The organism is Streptomyces sp. NRRL F-5123 (assembly GCF_000721495.1).
Classification (GTDB): Bacteria; Actinomycetota; Actinomycetes; order Streptomycetales; family Streptomycetaceae; genus Actinacidiphila.
Window position 1 is genome coordinate 1 of the sequence record NZ_JOHY01000082.1, and the last position, 21,861, is coordinate 21,861.

Here is a 21,861-nt window from a genome sequence, read left to right on the forward strand (position 1 = left end):
CGATGTGCAAGCGACACGCCTCGCTTCGCTCAGCGTGACTGCGGTCCGCTCCGCGGACCGCGCGGCCTCCGGCCGCTGCGGGTGCCTGCGGCACCCGCAGGCCCGGCTGCGTCGGGCGGCCGGCCTCGCTGCGCGAGGCACGGCAACCGGACTCCGCTGCGCTCCATCCGGTGCGTCAATTCGCTGGTAAAGCTGGGTTCTGGACTCAGCCCTCCACCCCCCTCCGCTCCGCTTCGGGGGCACAAGCGGCTGGCTGCGGGGAGGGGTTCGGCCGGTGGTGATCTTGCCGTCACTACGGCATGACGGCGTGCCGTAGTGACGGCATACCTCTACGCAAGGTGATGCACGATGTGGTATTGGCAGAACGGCGCCACTCTCGTGCGTCAAATCTGGATGCCCGCTTGGTTCTGGAACCGCGCCCCACCCCCGGTACGGGGGCAACACGGGCTCACCCACCCCCGCGCGGTCCCGGAGCGGGGCGCTGTACGCCTGCCTCCGGCCCCCACCGAGCACGACCGGCACCAGGGAACCATACGGCCCTGGCCTGCGCGTACAAGACCACGCAGGCCCGATCACAGGCCTCGCCGGACACCACCAAGACCCACCCGGCCAGCACCCCCACCCGGGGCCGGCCACCCCCGCCGCGCACCGCCCACACCCTCGACTGACGGCCCGTCACCCCACATCGAGGCCCAACCGAATGCTACACGTCGCCCATAACACGGTTGGCGAGACCTCAGACGAATCCGCACAAAAGGCATTTGGCCCCGAAACATATTTCGCGTTTTGGGGCGTCGCTTGCATTTCAATTATGCCGCACGCACCAAGGAGTGGAGAGGGGGGGTGTTATTGAGACGCAGCATTTCCGCGTCTGTCAGCGTAATGCTCTTCTCGGCGAGGAAGCGCATCATCATCTCCTCGGCGGCTGCGTGCCAGGAGGGGGCGCCGGTGACGCGGTGGCCGGCGTCCATCCAGGCCGGGAGGGTGAGGGGGTCGGCGTCGCAGGCGCGGAGGAAGGCGGTGGCCTGGTGGGGGTCGACGGGGAGCATGGTGCCCTTGATGATGCGGTGCGCGGTGGTGCGGGGGAGCCCGCCAGGGCCGGCGGCCCGCTCCATCTCGCCCGCGGTGGGCACGCCTCCCCAGATGTGCTGGTCCCGCAGGGCCCGGCTGAAATCGGCAGCGGAGGAGACGAGCCGGGGATCGGGCACGGTGTGGACGTAGTACGGGGCGCGGGTGGCCCGGCGGGCGCGCAACCACAGCTCCCTGCCGCGACCCAAGGGGGCGGACAACCCGACGAACATCTCCTCCCCGGTGACAGTCAGATAGACGCTCTCCTGGACAGTGAAGTAGGCGGGGACCGTGCTGCCGGAGGCAGCGCGCTCGAACGTGGCCGCCGACGGCTTGCCGCCGGCGAGCTCGGCCATCCGCCGATAGGTCATCCCCGCGGCCTTCCGGCGGGCGCGCAGAAAGTCGGCAAGGGCCGCGCACGCCGGGACGGTACGGTCCACCGGCAGCTCCGGACGCCCGGCCTCGAGGCCGTCCACCGCGGTCACCTCGCCGAGTTGCGGTAGGCGTCCTTGAAGCGGTCGATCCGGCCGCCGGCGCGGCCGAGAGTCACGACCGCCACCAGCGCGCCCACGCCGACGCTGATCGAGCCGCCCAGGAGGACCAGGACCTCCTTCACCGGCATGCCCGTCTCGGCCAGCACGGCCGCGGTGACGACGCACGCGACGAGGACGACCGCATGCGCCATGCCGAACCGGACGAGAGGGAAAGGGGTGGTGCCGCCGGTCGGCTCCGGCTCGGGGACCGCCGGCAGGACTGCGGACAAGGGCGTCACGCCCATGGGGATCACATCCCTGATCTGGGCCGTCCGGCGATCTCGCGACCGCCGGACGGCGATGCTGAAACTGGGTCCGAACCCACCCGTGCGCACGCGGGAGTTGGCGCTCCAACGCGCGAGTGGGTCTGCTGCCGTCCATGGTGTCAGCCGCTTAGACCACAACCAGCGCCCGCAAGACCATTGATTCACCACCGCGCCAAAACATGAAGCCGCAAATCTGGTGTCTCATCCCCGATACACAGATGGCACTGACAGGTAGTTACAGCCTGACACTTGCACTAGTCAGGACGCTGCGATGCCCTCTACCGTACGGCTCGGCTACTTCCTGCATGCGGTCCCGGCCAACCCCGCTCAACGCCCAGTCAACGGCCTGCATTGATTCACCAGCGTGCCCATTGCCGCCGGACAGCATCAACCCCACATCGGCACACTCGACCTCAGCAAGACGCCTCCCCCGCCCGGTGGTGGACGGGGGCAGTCTGCGCCCTGATTGCTACTGGGTCCGACCTGCGCGCCAGGGGAACAAATGAGAACAGAGGGGGTGTTGGCGCACCCGCTCACGAAGCCGATGCAGCTCCGCGGCAGATATTCGGGGATACCCCCTCGTTGTCGCGCCGGGGCGCGCATCGGCTTCGCCATATCGACGCGGCCTGCTCGTTCGAACCTCGCCTCCCCGTACGCGAATGCGGGTGGGAGAGCAGGTCGTCGCGCGATCCCCACCCAGCCACGCCCCGTGCCCTCGGCCTCCAGACCGGCCATGACCTACCGCTGGGCCCCACGTGCTGTCACGGGTGCCTATTCACCGCGGCCGAGTTCATCCAGGAGTGCGCGCTCGGTTGCCATCACGAAAAGCGTCGCCGCAGCCTCGTGGCCGCCTGCTTTCATGCCTCGGGCAGCCGCCTTGACGAGGTCGGGGTGCAACAGGTCCGCCAGCTGGCGTTTTGCCCTCCTCGCGTCCTCTCTCACCGATGCCGTCGAGATGCCCAGTACCTGGCTGATGTCAGCCGTGCTGAGTCCGTGAAGCAGCTCTAGTTCGAGCACCTGCCGCCGACGGTCTGACAGGCGGGAGAGGAGGATCTCGGTCAGCACCGGACCGATCTCGGCCGCTGAACGGGCACCGTGAACGATCTCGTTGCGGAGCGCGCGAACGGCAACCAGGTCGCGGACAAGTCCGGCGTGTCGACGGTCGGTACGCTCCATGAGGTCTCGTGCTCCGGAAGTACCGAGCGACGACCGGTCCATGATCTCGGCGAAGTCCCTGTCGCGCCGCCCTCCTGGAACGTCGTCTCTCCCTTCGGCCGCCGCGCCGGCAGCCGGGGGCCGCACCATGTACTCCAAGAGGGCGGTGAGTGCCGCGTCAGTCGTGTGCCTGGCCATCGTTCTTCTCCTTGGCCTTAGCCTTCTGGCGCCAGCGGTACATGATCCCCTCGATCGCCCGGATGCCGATCCCGCCGAGCACCTCGCTGATCTCGAACTGGCTGTAGCCGATCAGCGTCAGTGCGACGACCGCCTGTGTCTTGGCGTCACGGGGAAGGGCAAGGTGCTCTTGCACCCGCGCATTGCCCAGCACGGTGCTCTCCACGCTGGGGAGCACCGAGTCGTCACGCGTTCTCATCTCGGTGCTGACCGCCCGGTGCTCCCGGGCCCGGCTGGTGCGGTGCTTGCGGAACTCGTTCGGGAAGTCGTAGGCGCAAGCGCCCATGAAGTACGTGGTGATGCTGGCGCCGCCCTCGAAGGTCCAGCCGCCCTCCAAGAGCGCCCGCTGGCGGAACCGGAGCAGTGCACAGGCCACGGTCATGTCCGCCAAGTCCTGCCGGATCTCGCTGTCCACCCGCAGCTCGTCCAGCTCCGCGGCGGTGGGATGGAGCCCGTATCCCCGCTGGGCGACCAGCTTGAAGACGTACCCGGAGTACATCCACCCCCGCAGCACCGACAGCGCGTACCGCACGAGGTCCTCGACGAACGCCTCGTACCGGCGACCCTCGAACCCGTCCTCGGCCAGCATCCGCACCAGCTCCTGATCGGCCATCCTCCGGTCGATGCTCTCCCGCGCGCGCTGCGCCTGCTCGCGATCACCGGCGTCCAGCCCGTCCAGGTTCTCCGCCACCGGAGCACCGAGGTCTTTTCGAACGCTCGCATCGGAAGGTTGTAGGTCCCAGGCGCGGGCGGGCGCGCAGCCCTCGCCCGCGTCCTCGCCCTGCATCGTGTCCCCTTCCGCCTGAGTCGTCGTACCGGCCCCGAAAGATGCTGGCGGGCCGGCTGTGCTTTCGCCCGGATCAGCCCGCCAACCGCTCGCGGACTCATCCGACCGAAACCACAGTCGACCCTTCTAAGTGGCCGGGCCGCGGGTACCCCACGGAAAAATTCCAAGATCTTTTACAGAGGTTCCCGGCGGACGAATTCCGTGGGGTCCGGCGCCCCCGGGGACGTACGAGCGCTCAGCGCTCATCCCCCCGGACCAACCTTACGGAGCACCACGTGACCGCCGCCGCCGTCCAGTTGACCTTCCTCAACGTCTTCAGCGAGTCCGTCCCGCACGTCATCGCCGGCGTGATCGTCGCCGTGCTGCTGGGCGTCTGCGCCTGGACGGCCCGGCGGGTGCACATCCGCTGGGGCACCGAGACGCAGGAGCCCAAGCGCCGCCCGGCCAGCGAGCGGCAGCCGGACGGGAACCCGCAGCCGCCGACGCCCGCAGCCGGTACGGCGCCGGACCGACCCGTGCACCGCACCTACACCCTGCTCACGACCAAGAGCAGCAGCGGCGGACCCGAGCGGATCGTCAGCCCGCTCCCCGCCGGCACCACCGTCGTCCACCTGATCGACGGCGAGACAACCCGCTTCGTACTCACCGACACCCCGCTGTTCGACGGCTCCTACCTCGCCGAACCCATCCGCTGAACAGCCGCCCGACCTCCGCAACCGGGCGGCCGGCAGACGCGCTTCCTGCTCCACCGCCTCTCCACGTCGCCCGGCCGCACAGCTGCCACCCACAGCGCGAGTACGCACCCTTCAGCAGCGCGACCCTTCCTGCCGTATGACCGCGGCCCTTCCAGGGTGACGTCACGGGAGTCTCCGGGCAGCAGGTGAGCGGGGAAGAGGGCCGGGCCGGGCGGGGTGTCCGCCTGGCCCGTTCGGCGGTCAGCGCCAAGTTGGCGAGGTGTAGGCCTGTGTCGCTCTGGCGACCGTGCAGGGCAAACGCCGACTACTTTGGACCGGCTGGGCAAGGCGTAGCGGCTTGGCGTGAGGAAGGAGCGGTGATGGTGGCGGTCGCAGTGAGCGCTGACGCGGCGGATGAAGTCGCGGTGATGACGCCGTTGCCGCATCAGGTTGAGGCCTCGGACGCAGCGGTGCGCAAGCTCGAGTTCCTGCCGGGCCGGCAGATGCCCGCGCAGGGACTGCGCACCCAGGTCATCGCCGCGACCGGGTCCGGCAAGACCTTCATGGCCGTGCTGACCGCACGCAAGCTCCGTGCTGGCCGCGTCCTGGTGCTGGTGCCCACCCTGGACCTGCTCGCGCAGATGGCGGCGGCGTGGCGGGCCGGCGGCCGCGCGGGCGCGTTCTACGGGATCTGCTCGCTGCGGGCCGACGAGGCACCGTTCGCGTGCACGACGAACGTGGACGAGCTGGTGGAGTGGACCCGCGGCATGGAGAAGGTGACGGTGTTCGCCACGTACGCAAGCGTAGGTCTGGGTACGCTCCAGCAGGCCCATGAGGCCGGCCTCGCACCGTGGTCCCTGGTGGTCGTGGACGAGGCGCACCGGACCAGCGGCAGGGGCTCGAAACCCTGGGCGGCGATCCACGACAACCTGAAGATCCCGGCCGACCGCCGGCTCTACATGACCGCCACCCCGCGCGTATGGGAGGCGCCGGAAGCCGAGGAAGGGCCGCGATCCGCTCCAGTGCTGGTGGCCAGCATGGAAGACGACCCGAACGGCCTGTTCGGCGAGGTCGCCTACAAGCTGACGCTCTCGCAGGCCCGGGATCTGGGACTGGTCGCGGCGTACCAGGTCGTGTGCGTGGACGTCACCGACCCCGAACTCCAGGCCGTGCAACTGCTCGGAGCTGCCAGCCGGTCGGACAGCGTGCGCGGCTCACGGCTCGCAGCCCTGCAGACCGCCGCGGTGAAGACCGCCGCTCAGCGGGGCCTGCGCAGGATGCTGACCTTCCACTACCGGACCAGCGAAGCCGAAGCGATGGCGGCCGGGGTGCCGGCCGTCGCCCGCAGGCTGTGGGAGGGCGACCCGCAGACGTACCCGGAACCGGACCGGGTCTGGGCGGACTGGCTGTGTGGCGAGCACCCACCCAAACACCGCAATGCCACGCTGGCCAGCTTCGCCGACCCTGTCGGGCAGCGGCATGACGGCCGCCTGGTCCCGATGCGCCTGCGGGTGCTGTCCTCGGTTCGCGTGCTCGGGGAAGGCGTCGACACCCCTGGATGCGACAGCGTGTTCTTCGGGGACGTCCGCGGATCCGCCGTGGACATCCTCCAGATCGTCGGCCGGGCGCTGCGGATGAAGCCGGGCGAGGGCAAGGTCGCCTCGCTGGTGGTGCCCGTCTTCCTTTCGCCCGGTGAGGACCCGGACGCCATGCTCACGTCCAGGGGGTACGAGTCGTTGGCCCGGATTCTGGCTGCGCTCCGCTCGCACGACTCGGACACCATCGAGACCCTGGCCGAGCAGCAAGCCGCAAGCCGGACGCGGAAGCCGTCCGCGGCCGAGACGACCGCCGCGGGCCGGAGCGAGGAGCGCGGCCCGTCGGCCCCCGCGCAGAGCCTGCTGTCGTTCTCGACACCGCGCGACCCCGCCGTCCTGGCGCAGTTCATGAAACTCCGGATCCTCCGCCCGGAGAACACCTACTGGCGTCAGGGAATCCAGGCCGCGACCCGCTACCTGAAAGAGAACAGCGACCTGAAAGTCCCCTACGCATTCATCACACCGAAGGACTGGAGTCCTGCCGGATTTCCTCTCGGAACGTGGATCGCGGACCAGCGCCGGTTTTATAATGCGGGTGCAATAATGCCCGCGCGCGCCGAAGAACTCGAAAACTTGGGGATGATCTGGTCGCACTGGGACGTCGCCTGGCAGGAGGGCCTGTCAGCAGCGCAGGGGTGGGCGGCCGAACACGGCCACCTCCTCCCACCCACCAGCGCCACCTGGAACGCGCACCCCATCGGTGTCTGGATGAAGAACCAGCGCACCGCGGCCAGGCGGGCAGCGCAGATCGAGGCGCGGCGCGAGGCCGACCTGCCCGTGGGCTCCACCGCCGGGGCGCTCACCGAGGAACGCCGCGACGCCCTGGAAGCGATCGACCCATCCTGGTGCCCGGCCTGGGACGTCGCCTGGCAGCGCTGCTACCGCCTGTGCCGCACCCTCATCACGGTCGGCGCACCCGTACCGACCCAGCCCGGCCAGACCACGCTCCAGGGCGAGGACCTAGGCGCGTGGATCCAAGCACAGCGCCTCGGCTGGGACCAACTGCTACCCGCACAGCAGTGGATGCTCGAGCACATGCTCCACCTCACCCCCGCAGAGCCCGACGAACGGCAGCCAGCGCCCCGCACACAGGCCGACAAATGGGCAGCGAACCTGGAGGCCGCCAGGCAGTACCACGCCCGCGAAGGCCACCTCCAGGTGCCCAGGAAACACGTCGAAGAGGTCGACGGCGCGCTGTACAAGCTCGGCATGTTCCTCGACAACACCCGCCGACGCGCCGACAAACTCAGCCCCGAGCGGCGGGACGAACTCAACGCGCTCGGCATGCGCTGGTAGAGCCCCGCACAAGGGCCGGGCCGGGACTCCCCCGAGGAGTCCGGGCCCGGCCTTTGTGCGCGGCCGTGGCTGCCCGCTGACACGAGGTGGCACCACGGGGGCCCGACTGCTGACGCCAGAGCGGCACACGGGCGTACCGCCGTGCAGTCAGGGCCTCGGCGCGGGAAGTATTCGAAGCCGCAGCAGCCCGTCGTGTCCACCGGTTGCGTACAGCCGGCTGTCTGGTGAGAAGGCGGCAGCATCTACGGTGCCTGAATGACCTGCTAACGGGTCACCGAGCTCTTTCCAGGTACCGGTATCCCAGAGCCGGACGACATGGTCTGTCGCCTCCTCCTGATCGTGATAACCGGTGACAGCAGCAAGTACACGGCCATCGGGCGAGAAGGCCACGCGGAGAACCTGCTCGCCCGCGCACTGCAGGGGCTCATGGATCATTTCGGCGCGGGCAACGTTCCACAGCTGGATGTCCTGCCCCGCGGTGGCCAGGAGTTCTCCGTCAAGCGAGAAACAGAGTGCGGTGACATCACCCGCATGTCCCCGCAGCGGACCACCGAGCTTCGTCTGCTGAGCGAGATCCCAGATGTGCGCAACGCCCCCCGAGTGGCCTGTGGCCAGCAGGCCCGCCGAGGACAGTGCCGGCGGAGCGGTCAGGCTGCCAGAAAAAGGCTTGCCGATCTTCAAGGGTTTCGCCGCATCCGTGACGTCCCACAGACGGATGGTCCTGCCTACGGTCACCAGGAGACGTCCATCGGCGGAAAAGAGCACGGTGGAAGCCCCGCCGCTATGGCCGTCGAGCGGCTCAGCCACGAGCGTTCTGCTGGCAACGTCCCACAGGCGAACCGTCCCATCGTCGCTTCCAGTGGCGAGCAGAACCTGGTCCGGAGAGAAGGCCACGGTGACGACCCGGTCAGTGTGCCCGAACAACGGAAGCCCCGACCTTTGCCGGGCGACGGTGTCCCAGAGCTGTGCGGTCTTGGGGCCATGGCCGGTGGCGATGAGCGAACCCTCCGGTGAAAACGCCACAGCCCATACGCCGCCCGTGTCCGCGGCCATCGGAAGCAGCTGTATGTACTCACCTGCGCGCACAACACTGAGCAGAACGCGCTCAGCCAGACCGCCGGCAGTCTGCAGCTGCTCCGCCGCTGACTGCGCCCTGACGCTCTTCCCGATTTTTTCGTCTTGTTTCAGGCGCTGCAGCCGCTGCCAGCGCGTTTTCCAGACCGCTATGTCCTCGTGCTGCCAGGAGGCGAGCTTCCCGGTGTCGTAGGTGAGCAGCACTCGCACCAAGGTCAAGTAGTAATCGCAGCGGGGAAGCGTCCGTCCCCTCAGCACCGCGCTGACCATCGATTCGCCAAGATTGCCGCGGCCGGCCCTGCTCACGATCTGCTTCAGCGTCAGGCCACCGTGCGTCGCCTGGAGGCTGCGCAGTTCTGCAGCCGCTGCCTCAAGCTCTTCCTGATAGCGGCCGCCTCCGGTCCGTAAAACGCTCATTCCGCCCCCCACCGCCAGTCCCCGGCGCCCCGAAACAGCAGGTTAGGTGCCTGGGTGTGCATCCGACTGGAAAACAGTGAAGGACGTCACACACTGGCGGAAAACGGTGTAGGACGTGGCCCCTACGGCGGTCTGACGAACCCTCCACTCAGTGGAAGAACGAGCCGTCCCATGCGCTGGACTCTCCGTGAGCGCACGGCCTACGGCAACGACTCACCAATCACAAGGCAGACAACCCACACGGAGGAACAGTTTCATGCCCCACGACGACCGCGCCGGTGACAGCGCGTGCTCGAAACCGTCTCTCGAAGCGAAACGCCGGCCCTCGGATGGTGGGGGCCGGGGCCGGGGCCGGATCCGGAACCTGGGCAGCGAAGCCGGCCTCTACCTAGTACGCGGCGCCGCGACCGCCGCCGGCGGCCTTGTTGTCACCTGGGCCGCGGTCCGGGTCCAGAACCGCATGTGAACCACTCTGTGCCTGGCCGGTGGCCTGGCAGCGCTGCTACAAGCTGTGCCGGGGCCTGATCGAGGCCGGAGCCCCACTGCCGGGGCCGGGCGAGGCCACGGTGCAGGGCGAGGATCTGGAGGCGTGGGTTCTGGCGCAGCGCCTGGACTGGGAGCAGGTGCTGCCCGTGCAGCAGTGGATGCTCGAGCACATGCTCCACCTCACCCCCGCCGGCCCCGACGAACGGCCCCCGGCGCCCCGTACACAGGCCGACGAATGGAACGCGAACATGGCAGCCGTCCGGCAGTTCCACGCCCGTGAAGGCCACCTCCAGCCGCCCAGGAAGGCCGTGGAAATCGTGGACGGCGTCGAACACAGGATCGGGCTGTTCCTCGGCAACGCCCGCCGCCGGGCCGACAAGCTCAGCGATGAGCGCCGCGCGGAGCTGACCGACCTCGGCATGCGCTGGTAAAGCTGCACGGCCGAAGGGCCGGGACCGGCCCTCGTGCGCCGCTGTGACTGCCCCCTGACGTCGGCTGACCAACTGGGCCTGGGCTGCTGCCGCCAGGCGGTCACAGGCCCCGTACATCGGGCCCTGCCGGGCGCCCCGGTGTGTGGCTGCAGGGCGTCCGGCAGACGGGGCTGGACGCCTCAGAGGTCCCCTCCGGCGGCGCTTTGGATTTCCGGCGTGCGCACGGTGAGGACGGCGATGTCGTCCTCGTTGCTCCCGGTGGTGGGGCGGGCGCGTTCCAGCAGCAGGTCGGTGAACGCGGCCAGCGGGCGGTGGGCCAGGGACGCGGCGTGCTTGCGGAGCTGCTCCAGACCGCTGTCGATGGGCCGGTCCCGGCTCTCGACCAGGCCGTCGGTGTAGAGGACCAGGGTCGAGCGGGGCGGCAGCAGCAAGCTCGCGTCGGTGCGTGTCCATTCCAGGCCGGTGCTCAAGAGCAGGCCGTGCCCTTCGGTGAGGTAGCGGGCCTGCCCGTCGTGGGTGACCAGCAGTGGCGGTGGATGGCCGGCGTTCGTCCAGGTGAGCTGCCACGCGCTGTCGGCTGTCTGTGCCAGGCTGCCGAAAACCAGCGTCGCCATCGGTACACCTGTCAGGTGGGCCATCGAGCCGTCCAGCCGGTGCACGATCGCGCTGGGCGGCTCGTGGTGCGTCCAGGCGTACGCGCGGAACATGCTGCGCACCTGCGCCATTCCTGCGGCGGCGTCCAGGTCGTGTCCGACCACGTCACCGATGACCAGCGCGGTCGCTCCGTCGGCCACGGTGAACGCGTCGTACCAGTCGCCGCCGACCTGTGAGTCGTCCGGCGCGGGCACGTAGCGCGCGGCCATCTGCAGGCCCGGCACCGAAGGCAGCTGCGGCAGCAGGTGGCGCTGCATGGTTTCGGCGACCTTGCGCTGCCTCTGGTAGAGCCTGGCGTTGTCAAGGGCCAGCCCGGTACGGCGGGTGATGTCCTCCAGCAGCGACAGGTCCGCCCCGGTCAGCGGCTCACGGTCCGCCGACCGGCCCAGCGTCAGCGCACCGAGCACGTCCCGCAGACCCCGTATCGGCGCGATCGCCGCCGACACCATGCCGGTCGCCTCGAACAGCCGCTTCTGCTCGATGGCGATACCGGAATCCGGCGGCCCCTGGTAGGTGTGCGGTGTCGCGAGCGTGGAGGCCGCGCCCCGCAGCGCCCGCGACAGCGGCATGGGCGACTCCTCCGGGATCGGCGGCATCGGCCCCTGCAGATCCTCATGTGCCACGAACGCGCCGTCCTCGCAGTGCACGACGGTGACCCGCTCCACCTCGTCGGCCTCGGTGATCAGGTCGATCACCGCCCAGTCCGCGATCTTGGGCACCACCAGACGCACCAGACGGCGCAGCGCCTCGTCGCTGTCGAGGGTCGACGTCAGCTGCGTGGTGGTCTCGGCCAGCAGCGCCAACCGCTCCAGCTCCACCAGCAGCGACTCGGGCGCATGCGGCGGGTGGGTACGGTCCGGTCCCTGGTCCGCAGCGGTGAAGACGAGGACCGTTCCGGCGGGGCCGCCCACGCCGCCGCACGGTGCGACGAACCAGGAAAGCTCGACCAGCGACCTGTCGCCCCGCTCGCACCAGCTGCTGCCGGCCTGCGCCCGCCGGGCCAGCACCGCCTCGACCATCTGGCACCGGGCCCTGGCCAGCGGCCGGCCGTGCCGGTCGCGATGCAGCAGCTCATGGGCGTCCCACCCGACGAGATCCGCGGCGCCTCTCCCCAGCAGGCGCTCCGCACACGCGTTGACCTGCGTGATCGTCCCACGTTCGTCCACCAGGCACACCCCTGCGTCGAGCACGCCGAGCACGCCGAGCACCTCCGCCGACCGCGCAGAACCCGGCACGGACACGTTGCCGACCCCGGAATGCGACACGACCTACCGCACCTCCTGCAACGCCTCCGCCAACTGCGCACGACTCTTCCACGTTCCACCACGAACGGTAGTACGACTCACATCGTGCGTGATCGCCCAGACCGGCAGCCAGCGGAACAGGAGACGAACCTGCCGACCATTCACTACATCACGTCAGCCGGTGCGGACCGGAACATCACGCGAACGATGACGCAGACCGCACCGCACGGCCACCACACCGGCCGGCATCAGAAGCTGACTGACCTGGGCACGCGCCGGACAGAGCTGCGCGGCACGAGGCCCGGGCCGCTGCCCGGCCCAGCGCCACCGTCGCGGCGGTGACAACACCCGGCTCCCGCCACTGCCACCAAAGCGAGATCCCAAAGCCTGGTGTTCACCGTTCGCCGGCCGGTCCCGGCTTCGTCCCACAGACGGGCGAGCTCCTTCACCTTCCTCTCCCGCTTCCCGAACCACTCCGAACCCTCTCTGCCAAAGCAGAGCGAGTCCACTGCCCATCCAGCCGCTGCCGCTCGACTGCTCCACGGCGCTGCCCGCCGGCTTCAGCAGCCTCCGCGACACGCCGGCGCTGCCTTGCGGCGCTGGCGGCACCCGACTGCCGTGGTGGGTGTCGGCGAGCACCATCAGCAACGGTTCGGACTCACCGCCGCAGTGCCGTGCGACACGGCGGTGAGCCGCCGCGGTGCCGTGCGACACGGAACCACACCGGTCCCATCGGGCCGTGCTCCCTGAGACGGTCCAGGGCCGTCATCACCAGCAGCACCTTGCCGGTGAAGCCGAGACAGAAGCCGCCACCCGCCGTCGCCGCTCGCCCCGCAGTGGTAGCCGACGTGCCCCTGCCCGACCCAGAACCCGCAGGACAGCACGCCCGACCACGCGCATCCGGTTGTCCAGGGCGGTGGGGCCGGCCCCGGTGAGCACGATCACCGGCGGCGGCCACCCCGGCAGGCCGGTGCGCCGGCGCACCGGTAGAGCGTCTCCCGGAACGGCACCGTGTCCAGGCCGCCGAACGTGCCGCAACCGGCCCCCGGGCAACCCCGGGCCCGCACCCGGCAGGTGAGGGTCTTCAGGAAACTGACATGCGCATTCGTCACGGATGCCACCAGCGTGGCTTTGTCCACGAGTACGGACAGCGAATGTTCACCACTTCGGGAGGCACCTGCTTTCAGCCCTGTTCGATGTTCATGGCCTGAGCAGCACAGCAAGTGGAGCAGTCGCGATGGGCTGTCAGCCCCTTCTGCCAGCATGCTGCCGTGACAGACACACGTGATCAGCTTCCCGCCGAAGCCACCCTCGACTTCCTGCGCTCCGCGTTTCCGCCTGAGTGGCGAGAACCGGCGCTCGGACATGAAGCCGTCGCGGCCTGGGAGCAGGAGAACCGGGTGGTCCTCCCGGAGCCGTACAGAACGTTCATCGCGGAGGTCGCCAACGGGTCCAGCCTCGGCCCCGCCGGCGACGGCGGTCTCCAGCCGCTCGGCTGGCTGCCGGACACGTGGCCCGATCTCGGCCCGCGACAGCCGGGAGAACCGTTCCCTCTGGAAGCGGCCTGGCCCTGGGAGGACGAGGAGGGTGTCGACCCCGAGGACCCGCTGATCAACGCCGCATTCAACAAGGGGTCCATCGTTCTCGGAGCCGAGGACGGACCGTCCTTCTGGCTCCTGCTGACCACAGGCCCCCACCGCGGCGAGGTGTGGATGATCGCCGACGTCGGCGCCAGCCCGGCGCCCAGCGAACCAGCATGGGGCTTCAAGGAGTGGGTGCAACGCTGGCACACCAGCGACGACTGGTGGGACTGAACGCTTCGTATTGGCCGGTAGCAGGTCACAGGCTGTTCGAATCCGGGTGCCTCCCGAAGTGGTGAACATTCGCTGTCCGTACTCGTGGACAAAGCCACCAGCGAACTGCAAGACGTGTCAGCACGTGACTCCAGTGCGCGACCGACCGGTCGGCGGCGCGCAGGGGCGCGGGATCTTCAGCTACGCGGCCGTGGGGCTGGGCATTCTCCAGCGGGCGCATGAGGCGGGTCCGCCCGTGCGGGCCCTGGTGATCGAGCGCTTCAATTGAAGCGCTCCCGATCGGTTGCAGCGCTTCGATCGTGCCCGCCGACCCCGACACAGGCCCCACACTGCACTGACATCACGATGACGAGCAACAACCGGCACTCTCGTGCAGACCATCAACCGCCCGGTGGTGGACCTGCCGGAGGGTGACTCCGCCGTCGTGTTCCACGACGATGGCGCGGGCCTGCTCGAGGACCTGCGACCACCGGATCCGGCTCACACAGGTACGTGTACCCGGCGCCGCCGGCGAGCATCCGGATGGCCGAGGGAATGGACCGGTGTCCCGGACGGACCGGGCGGCCTGCTGTCGCCGGACGGACCTGCTCCAGCCTGCCGCAGAAGGGCCGGAGAGCGGCACGAGGCAGGCCCCGGTGACACCGCAGCGGCGCCCCGACACCGGCCGCCGCGTCACAGGGCCGGCGGCCGCAGGGTCACACCACCAGTGACAGCAGCATCACGAAGGCCATCGCGACGACCGAGATCACCGTCTCCATCACCGACCAGGTCTTGAGCGTCTGCGGCACGTCCATCCCGAAGTATTCCTTCACCAGCCAGAAGCCGGCGTCGTTGACGTGCGAGAAGAACAGCGACCCGGCGCCGACCGACAGCACCAGCAGCGCGGTGTGCGTCGAGGACATACCCTCGGCCAGCGGCGCCGCCAGCCCCGCGGCCGAGATGATGGCCACCGTCGCGGAACCGGTCGCGACCCGGATCAGCACCGCGATCAGCCAGGCGAGCAGCAGCGCGCTGATGTGCCAGTCCTTGGACCAGTCCAGGATCATCTGGCCGACGCCGCAGTCGATCAGCGTCTGCTTGAAGCCGCCGCCCGCGCCGACGATCAGCAGGATGCCGGCGATCGGCCCGAGCGACCGGTCGACGGTGGTGGAGATGCGCTCCTTGCTGAAGCCCGCGGCGCGGCCGAGCGTGAACATCGCGACCATCACCGCGGCCAGCAGCGCGATCAGCGGGGTGCCGATGACGTCGAGGATCCGGTAGGCCAGGCTGCCCTGGTCGTCGATCGCCACGTCGGCCAGCGCCTTGGCCAGCATCAGCACCACGGGCAGCAGCATCGTGGACACCGTCGCGGCGAAGCCGGGCCGCCGCTCCAGGTCGTCCGAGGCGCGCGAGGGCGTCATGCGCTCCGGCGGCGCCACGTCCACCCACCCCGCGGCCACCCGGCCGAAGAGCGGGCCCGCGATGGCCAGGGTCGGCAGCGCGACGAGCACGCCGAGCGCGAGCGTGATGCCCATGTCCGCGTGGATCGTGCTGATCGCGGCCAGCGGTCCGGGGTGCGGCGGCACCAGGCCGTGCATCACCGACAGGCCGGCGAGCGCCGGTATGCCCAGCCGGATCAGGGACTGCCCGCTGCGCCGGGCGACGAGCAGCACCACCGGGATCAGGATGACGATGCCGATCTCGAAGAAGAGCGGCAGCCCGACCAGGCCCGCGATCAGCGCCATCGCCCACGGCAGCCGCTTCTCGCTCGTCCTGGCCAGGATGGTGTCCACGATCTGGTCGGCGCCGCCGGAGTCGGCCAGCAGCTTGCCGAGTATCGCGCCCAGGGCGATCAGCGTGCCGACGCTCGCCACCGTCGAGCCCAGGCCGGTGGAGTAGCTCGTGACGGTCTTGGCCAGCGGAGCGCCCGCGACCGTGCCGAGCACGCCCGCGCCGATGGTCAGGGCGAGGAAGGCGTGCACCTTCCAGCGCGTGATGAGCAGGACGATGGCGGCGATGCCGGCCAGTGCCGCGACGGCGAGGCGGGCGTTGCCGGCGTCGGCGATCGGCGGGGGTGCGGCGGCGGCCAGCAGCTCGACGCTGAGTGCGGACACGGGGTGCTCCAAACGGGACGGGGGTGACGAGGGGGGCGGTGACGGGAGGGGCCCCGCGGACGCGGCGGCGCGCAGGCGCGGGGCCGCGGTCAGTGCGGCACGGCGGCCAGCGCGCGCTCGGCGACCTGCTGCGAGCCGCCGTCGATCTGCACGACGGCGCCCGCCTCGTCGGACGCCAGCGGCTCCAGCGCCTCGAACTGCGAGTCGAGCAGGCCCGGCGGCATGAAGTGCTGCATGCGCGCGGCCAGCCGGGCGGCGATCAGCTCCTGGGGGCCGTCCAGGTGCAGGAAGAAGACCCCGGGTGCGGCGGCGCGCAGCCGCTCGCGGTAGCGGCGGCGCAACGCCGAGCAGCTGACGACGCCGCCGCGGTCGCCGCGGTCGGCGACCCAGGCGGCTATGGCGTCGAGCCACGGCGCACGGTCCGCGTCGTCCAGCGGGTGCCCGGCCGCCATCTTGGCGATGTTGGCCGCCGGGTGGAAGTCGTCGGCCTCGGCGTACTCCACCCCCAGCCGCTCGGCGAGCAGGCCGCCGACCGTCGACTTGCCGGAGCCGGAGACTCCCATGACCACGATCACCGGCCGCGGTGCGGGTCCAGCCGTCATAGCTCGTGCCTTCCTTTGTACGGATGCGCGCCGGCGCAGCAGCCCGGCGCGGGCCGTACGGCGGTGTGCCGTCCCCCTTGAATCGGCTACTGCCGGACACCGACCGACCGGCATTGACCAACACTGAACACCTTAGGTACTACTTATTCAAGTCAACGTGATCTAAACGTCATACATCTGTGCCAGCCCTTACGCTGTCGTCATGCGACAGCAGGAACCGCGCCCGCAGCGCGAGGAGCGCCCGGTCCCGCCCCGCCGGTCGGAGGAGGGGAGCGGCCTGCACTCGCGCGTGCTGGACGAACTCGGCCCGGCCATCGCGTCCGGCGAGCACCCGCCGGGCACCGTGCTGCGCATCGACGAGCTCGAAGCCCGCTACGGCGTCTCCCGCACGGTGGTGCGCGAGGCAGTGCGGGTACTGGAGGCGATGCACCTGGTCGAGACCCGGCGCAGGGTCGGCGTGACGGTCCGCGGCGCCGCGGAGTGGAACGTCTTCGACCCCGCCGTCATCCGCTGGCGCCTCGCCGGCCCCGACCGCTCCCGCCAGCTGCGCTCGCTGACCACGCTGCGCACCGCCGTCGAACCGGTCGCCGCGGGCCTGGCCGCGGGCGCCGCCACCCCCGGGCAGTGCCGCGAACTGACCGTGCTGGCCGCCGAGATGGCCGCCGCGGGCCGCGCCGCCGACCTGGACGCGTACCTGGTCCACGACATCGCCTTCCACCGCGTGGTGCTCACCGCGTCCGGCAACGAGATGTTCGCCCGCCTCGGCGACGTCGTCGCGGAGGTCCTGACCGGGCGCACCGAACACCATGTGATGTTCACTGCCCCCGATCCGGCCGCCGTCACCTTGCACGTCCGGGTCGCGGAAGCCGTACGCGCCAGGGACGCGGGCGCCGCCGAGACGCTGATGCGCGAGATCTGCGTCGGGGCCCTGCACGAGCTGGACGTCCTGGCCCCCTGAACCCCGTGCCGGCCCCCGTGCCGGCCCGGGTCCGGCCCGTGGTCCGGCGCACACCGTGACGCGTCACCGGCCGCGCGCCCCACCGTCCGGCCGTGGGATTCACCGTCCGGCCGCGCGCCTCACCACACCACCGCGGCACCGAACAGCACGAGCCCCACCGCGCAGGCCGCCACCGCCAGGGCGGAACCTCGGCGCAGCAGCACCGGCCGCGCCGCGCCGAACTGCCCGCTCCTGCGGTGCGCCGGCCACAGGAAGGCCAGGAGGACCAGCACGGCCAGCCCCACCGCGAACGCCCCCTCGGCTCCGCCGCCGAGCAGCGCCCGGCGCGCCGGGTCGGTCACAACGTGTCGAGGAGGCCGAGGTGTTCGCCGCGCAGTTACCCGAGACGGCAGCCCACCTGTGTGGAGACGAGGTCACCGAGCACATCCTGGAGCAGTCCGACGAGCGCCCCGATCCGTCCGCGGCGGCGCCCGTGCTGCGGATGCGGGCCGCGACCGATTTCCGGCAGGCCGCAACCTTGTGGCCGGTCCGGCGCACTGGAAGGTCGAGAGGGTCCACACGGGTGGGCCGGGACAGGGGTGGGCATGAGGCAGGCCGACGCGGACGCCGCCGTGCGCGCCTTCGTCGAGGGCAGGCGCACCGCGTTGCTCCGCAGCGCATGGCTGCTGTGCGGCAACCGCGACGAGGCCGAGGACCTGGTGCAGTCGACACTGGTCAAGGTCGTCCTCGGCGGGCGGCGTCTGGAGTACATCGACAACCTCGAGGCGTACGCCCGCAGAACCCTCGTGAACACCTTCATCGCCTCCCGCCGCCGCTTCTGGTGGCGCGAGCACGCGTACGGCGAGCTGCCCGAGGGCGTGCAGCCCCTCACCGGCGAGGACGCCGACACGGGACTGGTGGTGCGTGCGGCGCTGGCCCGGCTGGGGCCCAAGCAGCGCGCCGTGCTCGTCCTGCGCTACTGGGAGGACCTGAGCGTCTCGGAGACTGCCGAGCTGCTGTCGATGCGGGAGAACACGGTCAAGAGCCACGCCCTTCGGGGGCTGGCCGTGCTGCGAGCCGAGATGACGGAGGCATTCGTATGAGTGACGCGCAACAGGAGTACGAGGTAAGGGAGTTGCTGGAGCGGGCCCTCCCCGAGGCGGGGCTGCCGACCGTGAGCACCGAGGCGGTGTACGCCGGGGCCGCGCGGACACGGAGGCGGCGCCGGGCGGCGGTGACCGGCACCGCCCTGCTGGCCGTCACCGCGGCGGTCGTCATCGAGTCCCTGGCGGCCGCCCCGACGAACTCGGGCGCACCGCCCGCCGCCGCGCCCGCGCACGTCCGGGGCGGGGGCCGTACGGCGACGCTGGCAACGCTGCTTCCCCCGCGGGTGGGATCGGTCGAGCAGATCGACGCGGGCGCGCCGCCCGGGAGCGGCGCGGTGGACCCCGGCAAGGCCCAGGGGCGTGGGCCGCTGGACGGACAGTACGCCGTACGCCGGGACGGAGGCGCCGGCTACCTCTCTGTCGGCCTGCACAGCCGCGCGGACGCCGCCCAAAAGAGCGGCGGCAGGGGTGGCGAAACCGACCTGTGCGCGGCGGACGCACCACCGGCCCCCCGCCCCGACTGCGTCCGGGAGCAGCTCCCCGACGGCCGCGTCCTGACCATCTGGAGCGTCCCGGCCGACCGGGCGGGCGCCGACCCGCGCTGGGGCGCGGGCCTGAGCGCCTCACTCACGCTCCCCGACGGCCGGGAACTCCTCGCCCGGGACCTCACCGGCTTCCAGGGCACCGGCGGCCTCGGTCCCCTGCTCAACACCACACCGCTGAGCCGGGCGGAGTTTCGCACGCTGCTGCTCCGGCCGGAGCTGCTGCCCGGGAGCTGAACACCCCACCCCCCTACACACCCGAACCGATCACGGACGCGCCGCTGAACACGTCTGCGCACGGCGGGCGCGGCACGCCCGCACGTGCCCACATCGCACCCGGTAGCCCGCCCCGCACACACCTCACATCCCGCCCCCCACATCCAGCACCCCACATCCAGCACAACGGAAGGTCGTCCTCATGAGATGGACACGCACAACCCGCCGGAGCAGCGCCTGGGTGGTGGCGGCACTGGCCGTGGCGGCCGTGGCGGCGCCTGCCGGGCCGGCCGACGCCGCCAGTCCCCGGTGGCGGGAGTCGGTGCTCCCCGCAGAAGGCGTGGGGGTCGACGGCCTGGCCGCACCGGGCCCCGCCACGACATGGGCCGCCGCGACACGCGTGGTCCAGGAAGGGAAGGGCACCCGCTTCGAGCAGACCCTCTTCACCACCGACCCCGCCGCGCCGGGCGGCTGGCGCGAGGTCCCCCTCGACCCGGCGGGCGCCGGGTCACGGGCGAACGCGATCGACGCGTCCTGCGACGGCGACGCGCTGCTCGTCGGCGACTACGACTCCTCCCTCGGCGCGGTCGTGACGCAGCACGCCCACGACGGAACCTGGTCCCTCGCAGCCGCACCGGTACCCGAGCACACCCTCTACGGCGGGCTGCTCCAGGTCGACACCCGCACCACCGACGACGCCTGGGCCGTCGGATGGGCGCAGATCGACGACGGGACCGTCCCCGATCCGGACGGCGGACCGTCGCAGCAGCTCTCCCACCACGAGCCGCTGGTCGAGCACTGGAACGGAGCGGCCTGGCAGAACACGTCCCTTCCCCAGGTCGCCCCCAGCTGGGCGCTGACCGACGTCGAGGCCCTGGCCCCGGACGACGTGTGGGCGGTCGGCCAGACCGACGACGACCTCCAGCCCGTGCTCATGCACTTCGACGGCACCGCCTGGACCCGCACCCCGACACCCCGGTACGCAGGCGTGCAGGGCGAACTGCTCCAGCTCGCTGCCCGTGACGGCACGGTGTGGGCGGTCGGCTCGGCCAAACAGACGCCGGACGCCACTCCCGCGGGACTGGTGCTCCGCCTGTCGGACGGGGTATGGCGCCAGGTACTCCTCCCGCGCGGTACCGGACGCCTGACCGCCGCGGCAGCCACACCCGCCGGAATCGCCACCCTCGGCACGGACCCGGACGGCTCGTTCGGCCTCCTGCTCACCGCCACAGGCACCACGGACCTGCACCTGCCCGCCGACGTTCACCTCACCTCGCTACTGGCCCGCGGCACGACCCTCGCAACGGGCGGCCTGCGTCCTGCAACCGCCACCGAACCGGCCCGCCCCGTCGTCCTCACCACCGGCTGACCCGCCCCCGCCGTGCCACCACCACCCAGACCCCCACAGGCTGCGCAGACCAGAACCGTCCAGAGCAGACCAGGGCCGTCCAGAGCAGACCAGAGCCGTCCAGAGCAGACCGGAGCCGTCCGGAGCCGTCCGGGGCGGCGGCAGCGTCCGCCACGCAACCGACGCCCGTACGGCACCGAGAACCCCGTCACACACGGCACCGCCCACACAGACCAACAACCTGGCACCGGTAGTGACACCGCTCCACACGTGACACACGATCCGCCCCGACAACAGCACCATCCACACCCTCCACCGGTCAAGGGTGGCGGAACTGCCAGAGCTACGCGCCGAAAGGCCGGGCCCCGACTCCCCGAGAGATCCGGACCCCGCCCCGTGCACCGCCGCGGCTACTGCATTGACACGAGATGACACAACCGACGCCGTAGCGGTACACGGGCGTACAACGCCGCTGGCAGACCGCCCAGTCACAGGCCGGGCCCCGGCTTCCCTCCGTGAGGGAAGCCGGGCCCGACCCTTGGGCGCACGGATCGGCCCCGGCCTCACAGTCTCAACAGTTCGCGCTATAGCGGATGCACCCGGGTGACGGGGTGTGGTCGGTATCCCACTGGTGCTGTGTGACCGCCAATACCACTCCGGCCAGGATTGCCACCAGCAGGTGTGCGATCACCGTCCAGTGAGCACGGAATAGTCCCGCGAGAAGTGCCACGACGAGTACGACGACCAGCAGCACCCACACCCGATCCATATACGCGCGGGTGGCGTCGTCAACCCGCGCTTGGTCACCTTGCGCCGCCCATACCTCCAGGCCGAGGCCGAATATCGGATCCAGCACGAGCCACGCGGCCTCCAGTAGAAACATGGATATAGCGAGGGCAAGGTCCATACCCCGGGGTGTCTGGTTCGACCAGGGACGCCGGCGATCCGGTGCTGGAAGGTGACTCGTCATGGCTGCAGGGTGCCGAGTCCGATGATGATGCGCATGAGTATGCGTACCCAACTCGGGGTGTGAACAGCCACTCCCATGGTAGGCAGACGAACCGACGCTGGTCGAAAAACAGCAGCCACTTGGTCATCTCACGACAGCAGCCCCGTCCGCGCCCCCAGCACACAACCAGGACATCAACAACTGCCCCAGAGCCATCCGGACTTGTGTCGGGGTCACGTCGGGTGTGTCCAGTTAACGGCTGATCTTGGTTGTTGGGGTTCAGTTGTTGGCCGGGGTGAGCCGGCCTTCGAAGGCGATCTGGAAGGCGTTCAGGGGT

At 70.5% G+C, this 21,861-nt stretch carries 18 protein-coding genes; 8 read left to right on the plus strand and 10 right to left on the minus strand.

Translation table 11 applies throughout. From position 1 onward, the window contains the following. Positions 1 to 809: 809 nt before the first annotated feature. From IH54_RS0136340 to IH54_RS0136355, 4 genes are all read right to left on the minus strand, one after another. Entirely contained in the window at positions 810 to 1,544 is a 735-nt protein-coding gene (locus IH54_RS0136340) for a hypothetical protein (RefSeq protein ID WP_159012292.1), read from the minus strand. Positions 1,545 to 1,549: 5 nt separating this feature from the next. After that, positions 1,550 to 1,846, minus strand: coding sequence for a hypothetical protein (locus IH54_RS0136345; protein WP_031525323.1), 297 nt, complete (start codon positions 1,844 to 1,846; stop codon positions 1,550 to 1,552). 792 nt (positions 1,847 to 2,638) lie between these two features. Continuing rightward, positions 2,639 to 3,220 carry an RNA polymerase sigma factor gene (locus IH54_RS0136350; protein ID WP_031525324.1) on the minus strand — a complete coding sequence of 194 codons (582 nt, stop codon included), beginning with the start codon at positions 3,218 to 3,220 and terminating at the stop codon, positions 2,639 to 2,641. Continuing rightward, positions 3,201 to 4,046: a hypothetical protein gene (locus IH54_RS0136355; RefSeq protein ID WP_031525325.1), complete on the minus strand. Its 846-nt coding sequence runs from the start codon at positions 4,044 to 4,046 to the stop codon at positions 3,201 to 3,203. The genes IH54_RS0136350 and IH54_RS0136355 overlap by 20 nt, the downstream gene beginning before the upstream one ends. A 275-nt stretch (positions 4,047 to 4,321) precedes the next feature. On the opposite strand from IH54_RS0136355, the gene IH54_RS40755 reads away from it, so the two are divergent. Beyond that, positions 4,322 to 4,741 carry a hypothetical protein gene (locus IH54_RS40755; RefSeq protein ID WP_043183265.1) on the plus strand — a complete coding sequence of 140 codons (420 nt, stop codon included), beginning with the start codon at positions 4,322 to 4,324 and terminating at the stop codon, positions 4,739 to 4,741. A gap of 359 nt (positions 4,742 to 5,100) precedes the next feature. Next, positions 5,101 to 7,611, plus strand: a complete 2,511-nt coding sequence (locus IH54_RS0136365) for a DEAD/DEAH box helicase (protein WP_234344222.1) — start codon at positions 5,101 to 5,103, stop codon at positions 7,609 to 7,611. A gap of 147 nt (positions 7,612 to 7,758) precedes the next feature. Here the strand turns inward: IH54_RS0136365 and IH54_RS42180 are convergent, their stop codons facing one another. Next, positions 7,759 to 9,102 carry a WD40 repeat domain-containing protein gene (locus IH54_RS42180; RefSeq protein WP_052398258.1) on the minus strand — a complete coding sequence of 448 codons (1,344 nt, stop codon included), beginning with the start codon at positions 9,100 to 9,102 and terminating at the stop codon, positions 7,759 to 7,761. A gap of 485 nt (positions 9,103 to 9,587) precedes the next feature. On the opposite strand from IH54_RS42180, the gene IH54_RS0136375 reads away from it, so the two are divergent. Continuing rightward, on the plus strand, positions 9,588 to 10,019 hold the full coding sequence (locus IH54_RS0136375; protein WP_031525328.1) for a helicase associated domain-containing protein: 432 nt from the start codon (positions 9,588 to 9,590) through the stop codon (positions 10,017 to 10,019). Positions 10,020 to 10,198: 179 nt separating this feature from the next. On the opposite strand, the gene IH54_RS0136380 is transcribed toward IH54_RS0136375, so the two are convergent. After that, positions 10,199 to 11,938: a SpoIIE family protein phosphatase gene (locus IH54_RS0136380; RefSeq protein WP_078862792.1), complete on the minus strand. Its 1,740-nt coding sequence runs from the start codon at positions 11,936 to 11,938 to the stop codon at positions 10,199 to 10,201. A 1,250-nt stretch (positions 11,939 to 13,188) separates the two neighbouring features. On the opposite strand from IH54_RS0136380, the gene IH54_RS0136385 reads away from it, so the two are divergent. Continuing rightward, on the plus strand, positions 13,189 to 13,731 hold the full coding sequence (locus IH54_RS0136385; protein WP_031525330.1) for an SMI1/KNR4 family protein: 543 nt from the start codon (positions 13,189 to 13,191) through the stop codon (positions 13,729 to 13,731). A gap of 695 nt (positions 13,732 to 14,426) precedes the next feature. Here the strand turns inward: IH54_RS0136385 and IH54_RS0136395 are convergent. Further along, complete coding sequence (locus IH54_RS0136395) at positions 14,427 to 15,824, minus strand: GntP family permease (protein ID WP_031525331.1); 1,398 nt, start codon at positions 15,822 to 15,824, stop codon at positions 14,427 to 14,429. A gap of 89 nt (positions 15,825 to 15,913) precedes the next feature. After that, entirely contained in the window at positions 15,914 to 16,426 is a 513-nt protein-coding gene (locus IH54_RS0136400; RefSeq protein WP_031525332.1) for a gluconokinase, read from the minus strand. A gap of 202 nt (positions 16,427 to 16,628) precedes the next feature. Between IH54_RS0136400 and IH54_RS0136405 the strand changes: the two genes are divergently transcribed. Continuing rightward, positions 16,629 to 17,384 carry a FadR/GntR family transcriptional regulator gene (locus tag IH54_RS0136405; protein WP_078862793.1) on the plus strand — a complete coding sequence of 252 codons (756 nt, stop codon included), beginning with the start codon at positions 16,629 to 16,631 and terminating at the stop codon, positions 17,382 to 17,384. A 119-nt stretch (positions 17,385 to 17,503) separates the two neighbouring features. On the opposite strand, the gene IH54_RS0136410 is transcribed toward IH54_RS0136405, so the two are convergent. After that, positions 17,504 to 17,725, minus strand: coding sequence for a hypothetical protein (locus IH54_RS0136410; RefSeq protein ID WP_052398260.1), 222 nt, complete (start codon positions 17,723 to 17,725; stop codon positions 17,504 to 17,506). A gap of 243 nt (positions 17,726 to 17,968) precedes the next feature. On the opposite strand from IH54_RS0136410, the gene IH54_RS0136415 reads away from it, so the two are divergent. The 3 genes from IH54_RS0136415 (at position 17,969) to IH54_RS0136425 (ending at position 20,596) form a co-directional block, all read left to right on the plus strand. Further along, complete coding sequence (locus tag IH54_RS0136415; RefSeq protein ID WP_031525335.1) at positions 17,969 to 18,466, plus strand: SigE family RNA polymerase sigma factor; 498 nt, start codon at positions 17,969 to 17,971, stop codon at positions 18,464 to 18,466. After that, positions 18,463 to 19,248: a hypothetical protein gene (locus IH54_RS0136420; protein WP_031525336.1), complete on the plus strand. Its 786-nt coding sequence runs from the start codon at positions 18,463 to 18,465 to the stop codon at positions 19,246 to 19,248. The genes IH54_RS0136415 and IH54_RS0136420 overlap by 4 nt, the downstream gene beginning before the upstream one ends. A 181-nt stretch (positions 19,249 to 19,429) precedes the next feature. Further along, positions 19,430 to 20,596: a hypothetical protein gene (locus IH54_RS0136425; protein ID WP_159012294.1), complete on the plus strand. Its 1,167-nt coding sequence runs from the start codon at positions 19,430 to 19,432 to the stop codon at positions 20,594 to 20,596. 550 nt (positions 20,597 to 21,146) lie between these two features. Here the strand turns inward: IH54_RS0136425 and IH54_RS0136430 are convergent. Continuing rightward, complete coding sequence (locus IH54_RS0136430) at positions 21,147 to 21,482, minus strand: DUF6234 family protein (RefSeq protein ID WP_031525338.1); 336 nt, start codon at positions 21,480 to 21,482, stop codon at positions 21,147 to 21,149. Positions 21,483 to 21,861: the final 379 nt, after the last annotated feature.

Excerpts from the sequence above, each read along its gene's own strand:
- IH54_RS0136350 (WP_031525324.1), bottom strand. The coding sequence starts at position 3,220 with ATGGCCAGGCACACGACTGACGCGGCACTCACCGCCCTCTTGGAGTAC.
- IH54_RS0136425 (WP_159012294.1), top strand. The coding sequence starts at position 19,430 with ATGAGATGGACACGCACAACCCGCCGGAGCAGCGCCTGGGTGGTGGCG.
- IH54_RS0136400 (WP_031525332.1), bottom strand. The coding sequence starts at position 16,426 with ATGACGGCTGGACCCGCACCGCGGCCGGTGATCGTGGTCATGGGAGTC.
- IH54_RS0136345 (WP_031525323.1), bottom strand. The coding sequence starts at position 1,846 with ATGGGCGTGACGCCCTTGTCCGCAGTCCTGCCGGCGGTCCCCGAGCCG.
- IH54_RS0136355 (WP_031525325.1), bottom strand. The coding sequence starts at position 4,046 with ATGCAGGGCGAGGACGCGGGCGAGGGCTGCGCGCCCGCCCGCGCCTGG.
- IH54_RS42180 (WP_052398258.1), bottom strand. The coding sequence starts at position 9,102 with ATGAGCGTTTTACGGACCGGAGGCGGCCGCTATCAGGAAGAGCTTGAG.
- IH54_RS0136405 (WP_078862793.1), top strand. The coding sequence starts at position 16,629 with ATGCGACAGCAGGAACCGCGCCCGCAGCGCGAGGAGCGCCCGGTCCCG.
- IH54_RS0136430 (WP_031525338.1), bottom strand. The coding sequence starts at position 21,482 with ATGGACCTTGCCCTCGCTATATCCATGTTTCTACTGGAGGCCGCGTGG.
- IH54_RS0136420 (WP_031525336.1), top strand. The coding sequence starts at position 18,463 with ATGAGTGACGCGCAACAGGAGTACGAGGTAAGGGAGTTGCTGGAGCGG.
- IH54_RS0136415 (WP_031525335.1), top strand. The coding sequence starts at position 17,969 with ATGAGGCAGGCCGACGCGGACGCCGCCGTGCGCGCCTTCGTCGAGGGC.
- IH54_RS0136365 (WP_234344222.1), top strand. The coding sequence starts at position 5,101 with ATGGTGGCGGTCGCAGTGAGCGCTGACGCGGCGGATGAAGTCGCGGTG.